General features: G+C 71.8%; 13 protein-coding genes. 7 read left to right on the forward strand and 6 right to left on the reverse strand.

Going from position 1 to position 14,171, the window contains the following annotated elements; genetic code table 11:
* Window positions 1–7: 7 nt before the first annotated feature.
* From cpaB to QWU11_RS30265, 4 genes are all read right to left on the reverse strand, one after another.
* Complete coding sequence (gene cpaB / locus QWU11_RS30250; RefSeq protein WP_290117864.1) at window positions 8–712, reverse strand: Flp pilus assembly protein CpaB; 705 nt, start codon at window positions 710–712, stop codon at window positions 8–10.
* Window positions 713–1,209: 497 nt separating this feature from the next.
* The gene (locus tag QWU11_RS30255) at window positions 1,210–1,851 is read right to left on the reverse strand and encodes a hypothetical protein (RefSeq protein WP_290117865.1); all 642 of its coding nucleotides are present in this window, start codon (window positions 1,849–1,851) and stop codon (window positions 1,210–1,212) included.
* A gap of 261 nt (window positions 1,852–2,112) precedes the next feature.
* Window positions 2,113–2,736, reverse strand: a complete 624-nt coding sequence (locus QWU11_RS30260) for an A24 family peptidase (RefSeq protein WP_290117866.1) — start codon at window positions 2,734–2,736, stop codon at window positions 2,113–2,115.
* 47 nt (window positions 2,737–2,783) lie between these two features.
* Window positions 2,784–3,137, reverse strand: coding sequence for a hypothetical protein (locus QWU11_RS30265; protein ID WP_290117867.1), 354 nt, complete (start codon window positions 3,135–3,137; stop codon window positions 2,784–2,786).
* Window positions 3,138–3,239: 102 nt separating this feature from the next.
* Here QWU11_RS30265 and sppA point away from each other — a divergent pair, with 102 nt between their 5' ends.
* The 7 genes from sppA (at window position 3,240) to QWU11_RS30300 (ending at window position 11,965) form a co-directional block, all read left to right on the forward strand.
* Entirely contained in the window at window positions 3,240–4,943 is a 1,704-nt protein-coding gene (gene sppA, locus QWU11_RS30270) for a signal peptide peptidase SppA (protein WP_290117868.1), read from the forward strand.
* Between the two features lie 44 nt (window positions 4,944–4,987).
* Window positions 4,988–5,473: a flavin reductase family protein gene (locus QWU11_RS30275; RefSeq protein WP_290117869.1), complete on the forward strand. Its 486-nt coding sequence runs from the start codon at window positions 4,988–4,990 to the stop codon at window positions 5,471–5,473.
* Window positions 5,474–5,740: 267 nt separating this feature from the next.
* A complete protein-coding gene (gene lanKC, locus QWU11_RS30280; protein WP_290117870.1) occupies window positions 5,741–8,275 on the forward strand; it encodes a class III lanthionine synthetase LanKC in 2,535 nt (844 codons plus the stop codon).
* Between the two features lies 1 nt (window position 8,276).
* On the forward strand, window positions 8,277–8,408 hold the full coding sequence (locus QWU11_RS30285; protein ID WP_290117871.1) for a SapB/AmfS family lanthipeptide: 132 nt from the start codon (window positions 8,277–8,279) through the stop codon (window positions 8,406–8,408).
* A 49-nt stretch (window positions 8,409–8,457) separates the two neighbouring features.
* Window positions 8,458–8,580: a SapB/AmfS family lanthipeptide gene (locus QWU11_RS30290; RefSeq protein ID WP_290118003.1), complete on the forward strand. Its 123-nt coding sequence runs from the start codon at window positions 8,458–8,460 to the stop codon at window positions 8,578–8,580.
* A gap of 54 nt (window positions 8,581–8,634) precedes the next feature.
* On the forward strand, window positions 8,635–10,260 hold the full coding sequence (locus QWU11_RS30295; RefSeq protein ID WP_290117872.1) for an ABC transporter ATP-binding protein: 1,626 nt from the start codon (window positions 8,635–8,637) through the stop codon (window positions 10,258–10,260).
* Window positions 10,253–11,965, forward strand: a complete 1,713-nt coding sequence (locus tag QWU11_RS30300; RefSeq protein WP_290117873.1) for an ABC transporter ATP-binding protein — start codon at window positions 10,253–10,255, stop codon at window positions 11,963–11,965. The genes QWU11_RS30295 and QWU11_RS30300 overlap by 8 nt, the downstream gene beginning before the upstream one ends.
* Before the next feature lie 45 nt (window positions 11,966–12,010).
* Here QWU11_RS30300 and QWU11_RS30305 read toward each other — a convergent pair whose 3' ends face one another.
* Complete coding sequence (locus QWU11_RS30305; protein ID WP_290117874.1) at window positions 12,011–12,610, reverse strand: response regulator transcription factor; 600 nt, start codon at window positions 12,608–12,610, stop codon at window positions 12,011–12,013.
* A 319-nt stretch (window positions 12,611–12,929) separates the two neighbouring features.
* Window positions 12,930–14,072, reverse strand: coding sequence for an imidazolonepropionase (gene hutI / locus QWU11_RS30310; protein ID WP_290117875.1), 1,143 nt, complete (start codon window positions 14,070–14,072; stop codon window positions 12,930–12,932).
* Window positions 14,073–14,171: the final 99 nt, after the last annotated feature.

Genomic DNA, 14,171 nt, shown 5'->3' on the forward strand with positions numbered 1-14,171 from the left:
CCCGGCCTCACCTCGCGACCGGCGCGGCGCACACGGGAGCCAGGACCTGGCCCGCCCCGTCGCCGCGTCCGCCGATCAGGGCGAGCCGTACCTTCGCCGCGAAGCTCTCCGCGTATGTGAGCTTGATGCTGTCCTGTGCGGCCAGGGCGAAGGTGATCGGCACGACCTGACTGATGTCGTTGGGGTTCTGCCCGCGCTCGCTCTGCATGCGGCCGACGTTGATGACCCGCGCGCCGCTGATCACCCGCACGGCGCACGACTTCTGCACCGTGCCGTTCTGCTGCTGGAAGGACGCGTAGATGTCGACGAGCATCCCCGGCTGGACCTTGCCCGCGACGCCGGTCTCCGCGTCGATCATGATCGCGATCTCGCGCTGCCCGGACTGGAGTGTGGGGGCGTTGACGAACATGCCCTTCTCCAGGAGCGCGCCCTGCGGGACGTCCGTCGCGGCGACCTTCCCGGCGAGTTCTTGCAGGTCGGTGAGCATCACCTCTTTCGGCATTCCCTCCGCCGCGACCTGGATCCTTCGCACGGCGCTCTCATCGACCGGGTCGTACGCGGCGACGGGCCGGGTCAGCTGGAGTACCGAGACCTTGTCGCGTACCTCGGCGCGTACCGAGCCCACATAGCCGACGATGCTCACGAACACGACGATCGCGCCGACGGCCGCCAGGATCAGCAGCACGGCTCCGCGGCGCTGGCGGGGATTCATCCGGCTTCCTTTCAGGAGTCTCCATGGCACCGGGTGCCCGGTCAGGGGTGGTGGGAGTTCTGCCGTGACGGGTACGCGGCGCCCTCCGGGCGCGCGACGGCACTGGGTGGGCCGGCCATGAGCCGCTCTCCGGAGGAACGGTCGCCCTCCGGGGCCGCCGGGGGTCTCGGCGCCGGAGCGGGCCGGGGTGACGTCTGTGGTCGTGGTGGTACGGGAGGCGGGACGGGCGGGGGTTCCGGACGCGGAGCCGCCGGAGGCCGCGGGCCTGCGGCGGGCCCGGGGCCGTTTCGCGCCGGCATGTCGTTCTGGAGCATGCCGCAGACGGCGCAGACCTCCAGCGACGTGGGTTCTCCGCACCAGCGGCAGAGCCAATAGCGTGTGGAGCGGACGAAGTGCGGAAGCGCCTGGGGGTGCCCGCTGAATGCGACGAACTCCATGCATTTTCGGGTGCCCCAAAAAGCATTTCCGAGCGGTTGATAGGCGACCGTCTTAATCACCTACGGCCGCAGTGCCGACATCAACTCGCGGTCAAAGCCGGCGAAATTCGAGTCCTGTGAAGCGATGAGGAGATGGACCGGGTCGGCGGGCCGGAAGTCGACCGCCGAGAGGCGATCACGCCCCGAGATCCGCTCCACTCCGGGCTTCGGCGCCGCCCAGGCGACAAAGCCCGAGCCCGGCGAGTAGGAGGCCACGTGGTCGGCGAGACGGGTTTCGATGTGCTCGAGCCTGGCCACGCTCGCGAGGCGGGCGCCGGACAGGATCTCGGTCTCCAGGCGCCGGCCGAGCCCGGCGAGATGCCCGAGCCGCAGGTACGGGGTCGAGCACGATAACAGGTCCGCCACCAGTGAGAACGCCAGTGGCGGGAGGTTCAGGCCGACGCTCGCGACCCGGTCGGAGTCCAGCACTCCCCGGGTCAGCCGGAGCAGACGCCGGGCCGGGTCCGCCTGCCAGCGGGGATAGACGGCGAGGATGCCGCCGGGCGCGACGGATAAGGATCGGTCGACGAGGTCGAGGAAGCCGGGAGCGGCGTCGTCGGGCGTGGCGAGCCCCGGTCCCCGCAGGGCCGCCATTTTCGCGAAGTGGCCCGTGGCCGGGATGTCCCCGAGAACAATAATGATCTTCGCCGGTGCCCCCGCCATGGCGCCCCTTTCTGCGATCGATCATCTAACGATCTTTGATGGTCGTTAGATGTCAAGTTTCGGCGTCTGGTTCCAACTAGCGCAGATTGGCCGTCGCGCCCCCCGCTCCCCTAAGCGCACAGATGGTGGCACGATGTCGTGTCCGGCACAAGCATTTTGTGTTAGGAAGCAGCATTTGTCGGCATTTGCTCTGTCGTGCTGCTCTTCTCGCTCGCGCCCAGCGACGGCGGCCTCACGGGGCGGCCGGTACGGGCCGCCTCCTCAGCTCGCCAGGATGCCGACGAGCGCCCCGGCCAGCATGAACGGCCCGAACGGTATCTCGGTCTCGCGCGAGCCCCGGCGCGTGGCGAGCAGGACGGCGGCGTACAGGCCGCCGAGGACGAACCCGCCCAGCACTCCCAGCCACCAGGCGGGTGCGCCGAGCCAGCCGAGGTAGAGCCCCAGCACGCCGGACAGTTTCACGTCGCCCCAGCCGATCGCCCCGGGCGCGAACAGGTGCTGCACGGCGTACAGCGCCCACAGCACGGCGAGCCCGATCAGCGCGTGCCCGAGCCGTGCGTAACGGCCGCCGGCGAGCGCCGCGACGCCCAGCAGCGCCGGGCCGATGAGATAGGAGGGCAGGGTGTACGGGTCGGGCAGGCGCTTGACCGCGACGTCGACGAAGGCCAGCAGCGAGCCGACGGCCGCGAGGTAGAGGTAGGCGGGCAGTTCGGCGTGGCCGCCCAGCCGCCAGGCCAGCGCGCCGGACGCGGCGGCCATGGTCACCGCGATGCCGGGCCGGGCCCAGCTTGAGGGCCGCTCGAAGTAGCGCTCCGCCAGGGGCGCGGCGAGCCAGCCGGCGACCGCGCCGCCGAGGGTGCACAGCGGCACCAGCCAGTCGACCACAGATCCTCCCGATAGCCCGATCGGAGGATAGCGGTCCCCTGTGACGGTCAGACGAAGACCAGGGCGACGAAAATCAACAGCGCGGGGACGACCGGGAGCAGGCCCTGGACGATCGCGGGCAGGTCGCGGAAGCCCGCGCGGCGGCGCAGCAGGGCCAGCCCGATCACGGCCACGACCGCCCACAGCGCCATCACGGGCAGGACGAACAGCAGGAAGAGCCGCGCCGTCTCGGCCGGCGAGAGCGCGCAGCCGAACCCCAGGCCCTCGCACTGCCCCGGCGGCACGCTCTTGTCGCCGAAGAGGCCGTACAGCTCGAGCGCGACGGGGGGCAGTGCCGCGAACGCGAGCACCATCACGTACGGGAGCGCCCCACGACCGCTCGCCCGCTCAGTACCGCCCATAGCAGGCATTATCCCCACCTGACCTCGCCCCGGCCGTACATCGGCCTGCCCGTTATCCACAGAGAGGTCCGCAGCCCGCGCGAGGCACCATAGAGTTGGCTCATGGTGGATGCCGGATCAGTCGTTGACCTGCTGAAAGACGCTCGCGATCGGCGCAGTGCCGCGTTGATCCTCGAACTCGACCTGACCGACGGGATCGTGGAGGGGCAGCCCGCCGACCCGGTGTCGACGCTGCTCAGCATGCGCCGCACCCATCTGCGCGACGTGCTGGGCGGCCTGCGCCGGGCGCGTACGGACCCGCGGGTCAAGGCGCTCATCGTCAAGATCGGCGGGCAGCGCGTCGGCCTGGCGATGGCCCAGGAACTGCGCGACGCGGTTCGCGCGTTCCGCGACTCCGGAAAGCTCACGGTCGCCTGGGCCGAGTCGTTCGGCGAGGTCAGCCGCGGCACCGTTCCCTACTACCTGGCGACCGTCTTCGAGCGGATCTACATGCAGCCCTCCGGCGACCTGGCGCTGACCGGCGTCGCGCTGGAGGAGCCCTTCTTCAACGAGGCCCTCGGCAAGATCGGGGTCACGCCGCGCTTCGCCAAGCGGCACGAGTACAAGACGGCCGCGAACACCTTCATGGAGCGCGCCTACACCCCTGAGCACGAGGAGATGTCGGGCCGCCTGGTCGCCTCGGCCGGCGAGCAGGTCGTCGCGGGCGTCGCCGAAGGCCGCGGGCTGCCGGAGGAGCGCGTGCGCGAGCTGATCGACCGGGCCCCGCTCCTCGGCGCCGAGGCGCTGGAGGCCGGCCTGGTCGACCGGCTGGCCTACCGCGACGAGGTGTACGCCGAGGTGCGCGCCGCGGTCGCCGACGAGAACGCCCGGCTGCGCTACGTCGCCCGCTACAACCGTACGCAGGGGCTGGCCAAGCGCCTGCCGCGCCCGCAACAGGACGCCCTCGCGCTCATCCAGGGGCAGGGCCCGATCCGGCTGGGCCGCAGCGGGCGCAGCGCCATGCCCGGCCAGGGCTCCTCGATCGGCTCGGAGACGATCGCGGCGGCCTTCCGCGCCGCGGTCAAGGACGACCGGGTCAAGGCGATCGTGTTCCGCGTGGACAGCCCCGGCGGCTCGTACGTCGCCTCCGACACGATCTGGCGCGAGGTCGTGCTCGCCCGCGAGGCCGGCAAGCCCGTGGTGGTCTCGATGGGCAACGTCGCGGCGTCGGGCGGCTACTTCGTCGCCGCGCCCGCCACCGTGATCGTCGCCCAGCCCGGCACGCTGACCGGCTCGATCGGCGTCGTGGTCGGCAAGCCCGTCATCGGCGACCTGCTGGAGCGCCTCGGCATCGGCCTGGGCAGCGTCGAGCAGGGCGCGCACGCCCGGATGTTCGCCCCGACGCGCGACTTCACCGAGGACGAGTGGACGCGGGTGAACCACTTCCTGGACCGGGTCTACGACGACTTCGTCGGCAAGGTCGCCGAGGGCCGCGACCTGCCTCGCGACCGCGTCGACACGCTGGCGCGGGGCCGCGTGTGGACCGGCGCGGACGCGCACGAGCGGGGCCTGGTGGACGAGCTCGGCGGGCTCACCCGCGCGCTGGAGCTGGCACGGAAGAAGTCCGGCCTGGCCGCCGACTCCCCCGTACGCGTGTACCCGCACGTCTCCCCCCTCGACCGGCTGCGCCCGGCCGACTCGAGCGAGGACCGTACTGCCGCCACGGCACGTCTGGACGCCTGGGGCCCGATGACCACGCTCGCGTCCCGCATCGGCCTCCCGTCCGGCGGCCCGCTCCTGCTCCCGGGCACCTGGGACCTCGCCTGACGGGGCGTGCGATAGTGGCCCGGTGATCGAAAAGGTTGCCGGGCGTGGGTGAGGTCGGCCCGCAGGACTTCACCGACGCGGTGGCGACGTTCGGGACCGGTGTCGTCGTCGTGACCGTGCGCGATGGGCGGGACGACATCGGGACCACGCTCACGGCGTTCTCCTCCGTCTCGCTCGAACCCCCGCTGGTGCTCGTCGCGGTGGCCGCCGAGTCCTACCTCACCGAGGTGCTGCGGCGCTGTGAGCGGTTCGCGGTGACCGTGCTCTCCGCCGAGCAGCGGGTCATCGCCGGACGGTTCGCGTCCGCGGGCCGGCCCAGCGCGCGGCTGCTCGTGGCCGGCGTCCCTCACCACCGCGGCACGCTCTCGGACGCGCTCATCGTGGACGACGGACGGGCCGCGCTCGAATGTGAGACGCGACAGCACTTCCCCGCCGGCGATCACGAGATCTTTCTGGCAGAAGTCCGTTCTGTCGATTATGTCGCTTTGAAGCGATCTCCGCTCATCCGTGTCGATCACCGTTACCGCTGACAGGATCGGCCGACCGGACAGTTCCGCGCTCCCATCGGCGAACGCCCGAAACCCCCTCCGACCACGTATGTCGCCCTGAATGGCGCGTGACAGCCACCATTACCCGATGTCACTTCCCTGATCCGCTGGGACAAGTTCACGAGCCATTAGTGACACTTGTCCCTAGGTTTCCCCTACCCGGCCTGCGAAGGTCTGTCTCGGAACGAACGGTCGGAATCGACCTTCTCCGAACAGCAGAGGACAGACCCGGTGGAAAAGCAGTACGAAGTGTATTGCCTGAAAGACAGGCTCTTCTACGACGTCCTTGACGGACAGGAGAGCCCGGCTTTCACCATCGTCGATGACCTGCTACCCGAGGGCTGGCAGCGAATCCAGCGTAACGAATGGATCGTCTACGTTCCCCCGGTCAGCGTGATCCCGTCCCAGGGCTGGAAGATCCACGTGTCCACCGGGCACGAGAACGCCTCTGACGTGCTGGTACGCGTCCGTGACTACTGCCTCCCCCGCGGGATCTCCTTCAAGCACCTGCGCAGCGTGAACATGCTCCTCATGCGCAATGCCAAATACTCACCGAGGGGCGCCAGCGGGAAACTCATCACCATTTACCCGCGTGATGACGCCGAGCTCGCGACCATTCTCGAGGAGCTCGGCGCCGAAATCGACGGCGAACCCGGCCCGTACGTTCTCAGCGACCTGCGCATCGGCGCCGGCCCGCTCTACGTCCGTTACGGCGGATTCACCGAGCGCTTCTGTGAGGACGAGACCGGCCGGCTCGTCGCCGCGATCGAGGACGGCGACGGACGGCTCGTCCCGGACCGCCGCGACCCGGTCTTCACGGTCCCGGCCTGGGTGACGCTGCCGGACTGCCTGGCACCGCACCTCGACGCGCGCAACGCCGTGACGATGACCGGAATCCCGTACGTCATCAAGGAGGCGCTGCACTTCTCCAACGGCGGTGGCGTGTACGCCGGTGAGGACACCCGTACGGGCCGGAAGGTGGTGCTCAAGGAGGGCCGGCCGCACGCGGGCCTGGCGGCCGACGGCGCGGACGCCGTCACGCGGGTCCGGCGTGAGCATGACATCCTCCAGCTGCTCGCCGGCATCGACGGGGTCCCCGCGGCCCTCGACTACTTCGTCGTGGGCGACCACCACTTCCTGGTCGAGGAGTTCGTCGAGGGAAAGCCGCTCAACACCTTCTTCGCCGAACGGCACCCGCTGCTGGACCCCGAGCCGGACCCGCAGGACCTGGCCGGCTACGCGGCCTGGGCGATGAAGATCTACGCCGCCACCGAGCGCATCATCCGGAAGGTGCACGCCCGCGGCGTCGCCTTCAACGACCTGCACATGTTCAACATCATGGTGGCGCCGGACGACACGGTCTCCCTGATCGACTTCGAGGCCGCGGCACCCGCGGCCGAGGAGCGCCGGCAGACGCTCGCCAACCCCGGCTTCATCGCCCCGCCGAACCGCCGGGGCACCACGATCGACCGCTACAGCCTCGCCTGTCTCAAGATCGCGCTGTTCGCCCCGTCGACCACCCTGTTCATGCTCGACCTGTCCAAGGCGGCTCACCTGGCGGAGGTGATCGCCGAGTGGTTCCCGGTGCCCGAGGGGTACCTCCAGGAGGCGGTCGACGAGATCACCCGGGGCGAGCCGGGCCGGCCACCGATCCCCCGGTTCGCTCCGGGTCAGCCCGGCTGGGAGGACGCGCGTACCGCCCTGAGCAGGGCCATCCTCACCAGCGCGACCCCGCAGCGCGACGACCGGCTGTTCCCCGGCGACATCCAGCAGTTCGGCAGCGGCGGGCTCGGCCTGGCGTTCGGCGCGGCAGGCGTCCTGTACGCCCTCGACGTCACCGGCGCCGGCGTCCTGCCGGAGCACGTGAACTGGCTGGCCGACCACGCGACCGACCCTCCACAGGGCACCGGGCTCGGCCTGTACGACGGCCTGCACGGCGCGGCGTACGGCCTCGCCCACCTGGGGCGGATCGACGCCGCCTCCAAGACCATCGACATCTGCCTCGGCGAACGCTGGGAGAAGCTCGGCGTCGACCTGCACGGCGGGCTGTCCGGCGTCGCGCTCAACCTGGACCATCTCGCCGACGCGCTGACGGCGCCCGAGCTGCGCGAGGCCGCCACGCGTGCCGCGCAGATCGTCGCGGACCACGTCCTGGCCGCCGAGGGCGTCCCGGCACGGCCCGGGCTGATGCGCGGCATGTCCGGACCGGCCCTGATGTTCATCCGGTTCTTCGAGCGCACCGGCGACACGAGCCTGCTCGCACTCGCGGCGCGCGCCATCGGACTGGACCTGGACGGGTGCGTGACCGACAAGAACGGCGCGCTGCACGTCCGCGACGGCTCGCGCGTCCTGCCCTATCTCGGACGGGGCAGCGTCGGGATCGGCATGGTCATCGACGACTACCTCGCCCACCGTGAGGACGAACGCCTCCGCGAGGCGCAGGACAAGATCCGCATTGCCGCTCTCACGCGGTACTACGCGCAGTCCGGGCTGTTCGCCGGGCGCGCCGGGATGCTGCTCCACCTCTCCCGGCAGCGCGACCCGCGGACCGCCATGCACGTACGCGACATGGCCTGGCACGCGCTCTCGTACGGCGGCGGGCTCGCCTTCCCCGGCGAGAACCTGCTGCGGATGTCGATGGACCTGGGCACCGGCACCGCCGGCGTGCTGCTGGCGCTCGGCGCGGCACTGCACGAGAGCCCGGTCCACCTGCCGTTCCTGACGGCACCAGAGCTTCCCGCGAGATCCCTCGCGGGGACGGCGACGACTCAGGCAAGGGGGTGACATGACGATGGCGCTTCTGGACATGCAGGGGATGGACACCACCCCGGGTGGCGGCGGTGGCGGCGGCGGCGAGAACAACAGCACGCTGAGCCTGCTCTGCCACAGCTCGCACAGCATCACGATCTGCCTCTGACGGGGCCGGTCCGGACCGAACTCTCACCCGACGAGGAGGTGACTTGACGATGGCGCTTCTGGACATGCAGGGGATGGACACCACCCCCGGTGGGGGCGGCGGCGGCGGCGAGAACAACAGCACGCTGAGCCTGCTCTGCCACAGCTCGCACAGCATCACGATCTGCCTCTGATGACTGCCCCGTGGCCCTGAGTGCCATGGCAGGGCCACGACAGCAAGGAGACCGATGACGGCGAGCGGGCTCGTGATTCGGACCATCCGCCACGGCGGGGTCTGGGCGAGCCTGCTCGCCGTCACCTCATTACTCCAGGCCGGGGCGGCCGTCCTCCTACCGGCGGTACTCGGCCGGGCGGTGGACGGCGTACTCGGCGGATCCACCGCCGTGACCTGGCCGGTCGCGTACGCGGGACTGGTCGCCCTGGCCATGACCGGCGACGCGCTGAGCGAGCTGTCCATCGGCGCGAGCACGGCACGGGCGACCGCACGGCTGCGGCACGGGTTCACCCGCCACGTCCTGGGCCTCGGCCCCGCGACCGGCCTGCCCGCCGGCGACCTGACGAGCCGCGCGGTCACCGCCACCGCCGACGCCGCGTACGCCCCGTCGGCCGCGATCCTGACGTTCACCGCGATCGTGCCGCCGCTCGGCGGCCTGATCGCCCTCATCCTTCTCGACCCCTGGCTCGCGCTCACCTTCGCGGTCGGCCTTCCGGTGATCGCCGCGCTGCTGCGGTCGTTCGTCCGCGACACCTCCTCGGTGGTCGCCCGGTACCTGGAGGCCCAGGGCCGGATCGCCGCCCGCCTGGTCGAGACGCTCGCCGGGAACCGTACGGTCGCCGCGGCCGGCACCGCCGAGCGCGAGACCGAGCGGGTCCTCGAACCCCTGCCCGAGCTGGCCGCGCACGGCCACACCACGTGGCGGATCCAGGCGACGATCTCCGGCCGCGGCACGCTCGCCGTCCCGCTGCTGCAGGTCGCGGTGCTCGCCGTCGCCGGCTACGAGCTGGCGCACGGCCGGCTGAGCACAGGCGGGCTGCTGGCCGCGACGCAGTACGCGGGCCTCGGCTCCGACATCGGCCCGGTGATCTCCCAGCTCGGCCGGCTGGCCCGCGCCCGCGCCGGCGCCGCCCGGCTGATCCCGGTGCTGGACCGGCCCCTGCCGGAGTACGGGCCGGCGACGCTGCCGGACGGGCCCGGGCGGCTGGAGTTCCGCGACGTGTCGGCGGCCTCGGTGCTCGGCCATCTGGACCTGGTCGTTCCCGGCGGCGGCTCGGTGGCCGTCGTCGGCCGGTCCGGGGCCGGCAAGTCGCTGCTGGCCGCGCTGGCCGGGCGGCTGGCCGACCCCGACGGCGGGCAGATCCTGCTCGACGGCGTACCGCTGGCGTCGCTGCGGCACGGCGAACTGCGGAACGCGGTCGGGTACGCCTTCGCACGTCCCGCGCTGTTCGGCGCCACTCTCGCCGACGCGATCGGCGGCAACGCCGAGCGCGCCGCGCGGTCGGCCTGCGCGGACCCCTTCATCCGGCGGCTGCCCCTGGGCTATCGCACGCCGCCGGCCGAGACGCCGATGTCAGGCGGAGAGCTGCAGCGCCTCGGCCTGGCGCGCGCCTTCGCTCACCCCGGGCGGGTACTCGTCCTGGACGACGCCACCTCCAGCCTCGACACCGTCACCGAGGTGCAGGTCGGCGATGTACTCACCCGTGACGGCCGCACCCGGTTGGTCATCGCGCACCGGGTCGGCACGGCGGCGCGCGCGGACCTGGTCGCCTGGATCGACGGCGGCCGGGTCCGCGCCTGCGCACCCCACCACGAGCTGTGGCCCGACCCCGGCTACCGCGAGGTGTTCGGTGAGTGAGAACCATCGCGTACGGGCTCGCCGCGTCCTGACCGCGGCGCTGCGCCGCAGACCGCGCGAGCTGTTGCTGTTCGGGCTCTGGTCGGCGCTGGAGGCGGCGCCGGTCCTGGTCTTCGGGCGCGCCGTCGCGGGCGCGACGGACGCGTTCCTCGCCCACCGGATCGAGACGGCGCTGGTGTGGCTGGGCATCCTGGCCGTCGCCGCGATGGCGGGCGCGCTGGGCGCCGCCCGGGCGTACGGGCCGCTGGCGGCCATCGTCGAGCCGCTCCGCGACGCGCTCGTGCGCCACGTCGTACGCGGCGCCGTGCACGAGTCGGTCCGTACGGGACGGCCCGGCGACGGCGCGGTCGCCCGCCTGACCCAGCAGGTGGAGATCGTACGAGACACGTTCGCGGGCCTGCTGATGATCGTCCAAGGGTTCGTGTTCACGCTGTTCAGCGCGCTGATCGGCCTGCTGACGCTGATGCCGGTGACACTCGCGCTGGTCGCGCCGCCGGTGGTGGCCGGGCTCGCGCTGTTCCTCGGCCTCGTCTCGCGCTCGATCACGCGCCAGCGGGAGCTGATCCTGGCCGAGGAGCGGATCGCCGAGTCCGCCACCGCGATGGCCGCAGGGCTGCGCGACATCACCGCCTGCGGCTCGGAGGAGGCGATCGCCGCCTCGGCGGGACGGCTCATCGACCTCCAGGCCGCGGCCGCCCGGTCGATGGCGCGGCTGGCGGCGGGCCGTACGGTGGCGCTCGCGATCGGCGGGCGGCTGCCGCTGCTGCTGATCCTGGCCGCCGCGCCCTGGCTCGTCCGGCACGGCGCCACGCCCGGCGTGGTGCTGGGCTCGCTGACGTACGTGCTGCAGGGCCTGTCCCCCGCGCTGAACACCATCGTCCGTGGCCTCGGAGGCAGCGGGCTGCGGCTGGCCGTGACGCTGGACCGCGTGATGGAGGCGGCCTCGGTCGCGCCGGTCACGCGCCCCGTGCGGCCGGCCGGCGGCGAGCTGTGCCTGCGCGGGGTGAGCTTCGCGTACGGGCCGGACGCCGAGCCGGTGATCGACGACCTGTCGCTGCGCGTGCCGGAGGGCGACCACCTGGCCGTCGTCGGCCCGAGCGGCATCGGCAAGTCCACGCTGTCGCTGCTGGGCGCCGGGCTGCTGACCCCGGCCCTCGGCCGGGTGACGCTCGGGGACGTGCCCGCCGGCGAGGCGGACCCCGACTCGCGCGTGCTGATCCCGCAGGAGGCGTACGTCTTCGGCGGGACGCTCCGGGAGAACCTCCGCTACCTGCGGCCGGGCGCCTCCGACCACGCGCTGGACCGGGCCGCGGCCGCGGTCGGCCTGGGGAAGCCGGCCGAGCGTCTCGGCGGGTGGGACAGCGAGGTGGACCCGGCCACCCTCTCGGCCGGCCAACGCCAGCTCATCGCCCTGACCCGCGCGTACCTGTCACCCGCGCGGCTGATCATCCTGGACGAGGCGACCTGCCATCTGGACGCGCGGTCCGAGGAACGCGCCGAACGCGCGTTCGCGGCCCGGCCCGGCGCGCTCATCGTGATCGCCCACCGGATGACCTCGGCACGACGGGCCCGCCGCGTCCTCGTCCTGGACGGGACCCGTGCGTGGCTCGGCACTCACGAGGACCTGCTCGCCGGCTGCGACCTCTACCGCGAACTCCACGGCCACTGGTCCGCCCCGCAACCCGCCGGCGACGCGAGCGCCTGAAAAAGGGGAAAGCCCCGGGGACCGGCCGGCCCCCGGGGTTCTCCGTTACAGCCAGCCCGCGTCGTCGGCGATGCGAATGGCGTCGACGCGGTTGCGGGCTCCGATCTTGCCGATGACGCGTGAGATGTGGTTGCGGACCGTACGGACCGACAGGAACAGATGGTTGGCGATCTCGGCGGACGAGGCGCCCTCCGCCGCGAGGCGCAGAACGTCCACCTCACGGTCGGTGAGCGGGCTGTCCGGGCTGTCCAGCGCCGCGAAGGCGAGCTCCGAGTCGATGACCCGGTCGCCCTGCGCGACGCGCCGGACCGCGTCGGCGAGGTCGTCCGGGGGTGCGTCGATCAGGAGGTAGCCCATGACGCCGGCGGCGACGGCCCGGCGCAGGTCTCCCGGGCGCCGGCGGTTCGCCATGATCACGACCGCGCAGGTGCGCAACTCGTCGTTGAGCGACTTCGCCACGGCGAAGCCGTCGTCCATGCCCGCCCCGAGCAGGACGACGCCGGGTTCGAGTTCCAGTGCCGCCGGCAGTGCCTTGTCGGCGGATTCCAATGCGGCAACGACCTCCATATCTGGATGTCCGGAAAGCAGGGCGACAAGGCCGCCCCGAATGAGATTCATATTCTCAACGATGAGAACGCGGATCACGTTTAGCCTCGTGGCATAGTCGATTCCGCCGGGGACATTACTCTGCGTCCCGGCGAATCCCCCCAGCAGCAAATGAATGGCTGTTCATCCTGCGTATAACAGAGAGATGGCCACTTGAGGCCGTATTCGATCAAGGACGTGCATCGTGGACTCCCGAGGGGCTAGGGCCAGTGCAGCTCTAACATTGAATGACGACCGGTGATCAGTCAATGTCCAACCGTGGCCGGGAAAGGCCCTAACGTCGGTGAAAGCTTATACAACGGGAGTCGACACTAAGCTCCGGCGATACGCATTCTGTCCGACAACATTCCCTTTGCGGCTATATCGCCTTACCCGAACGCCATACCTGCGCGACCTGGGGAACTCCCGGCCGGTATGCGAGATGGATGTGCGACGGCGCGTCGAGCAGGAGCACGTCGGCGCGGGCGCCGGGCCGCAGATGACCCACGTCCGTACGGCGCAGCGCCTTGGCCCCGCCCTCGGTGGCGGCCCGTACGGCCTCCTCGGGCGTCATGCGCATCTCCCGTACGGCGAGGGCGACGCAGAAGGCCATGCTGGAGGAGTAACACGAGCCCGGGTTGCAGTCGGTGGCCAGCGCGACGTTCGCGCCGGCGTCGAGGAGCGCACGGGCGTCCGGGTACGGCTGGCGCGTGGAGAACTCCACGCCGGGCAGCAGCGTCGCGACCGTGCCGGAGTCCGCCAGCGCGGCGACGTCCTCCTCGGTGAGGAACGTGCAGTGGTCGGCCGACGCGGCGTCGAACTCCACCGCGATCCCTACGCCGGGGCCGGGCCCGAGCTGGTTGGCGTGCAGCCGCGGGACGAGCCCGGCGGCCCGGCCGGCGGTCAGGATCTCCCGCGTCTGGTCGGCGTCGAAGGCTCCGCGCTCGCAGAACACGTCGATCCACCGCGCGTACGGCGCGCACGCCGCGAGCATCGGCCCGGTGACGAGCCGGACGTAGTCGGCCGGGTCGGCCCCGGCGGGCACGACGTGCGCGCCGAGGAAGGTGACCTCGTCGACGATCTCCGCCGCGATCCGTACCGCCCGCTCCTCCTGCTCGACGGTCAGCCCGTACCCGGACTTGCACTCCACCGTCGTCGTCCCCTGCCGGGCCATCTCGGCGACGATCCTGCCCACGTTGGCCCGCAGGTCGTCGTCGGAGGCGCTCCTGGTCCGCTCGACCGTCGTCCGGATCCCGCCGGCGGCGTACGGCCGTCCGCTCATCCGCGCGGCGAACTCCTCGGCCCGCTCCCCGGCGAACACCAGATGGGCGTGGGAGTCCACGAACCCGGGCAGGACGGCACGGCCGCCCGCGTCGTACCGCTCGTCGGCGGCCGGCGCGTCCGCGGCCGGCCCGGCCCAGGCGATCCGGTCCCCGTCGATGACGAGCGCGGCGTCCTCGACCAGCCAGCGCTCCTCGTCCGCCCCGGCCAGCTCCCCGATGTTCGTGATCACGGTGCTCACGTCGCCAGCATTCCACCCGGCGCCACCGCGTACACCGTCCCGGCGCCCGGAGCCGTCTCACATCCGAGACGGCCGCGTGACAGCGGGCTGCCGGTGGGC

This window comes from Actinomadura sp. DC4 (assembly GCF_030406325.1).
In the GTDB taxonomy this organism is placed as follows: domain Bacteria; phylum Actinomycetota; class Actinomycetes; order Streptosporangiales; family Streptosporangiaceae; genus Actinoallomurus.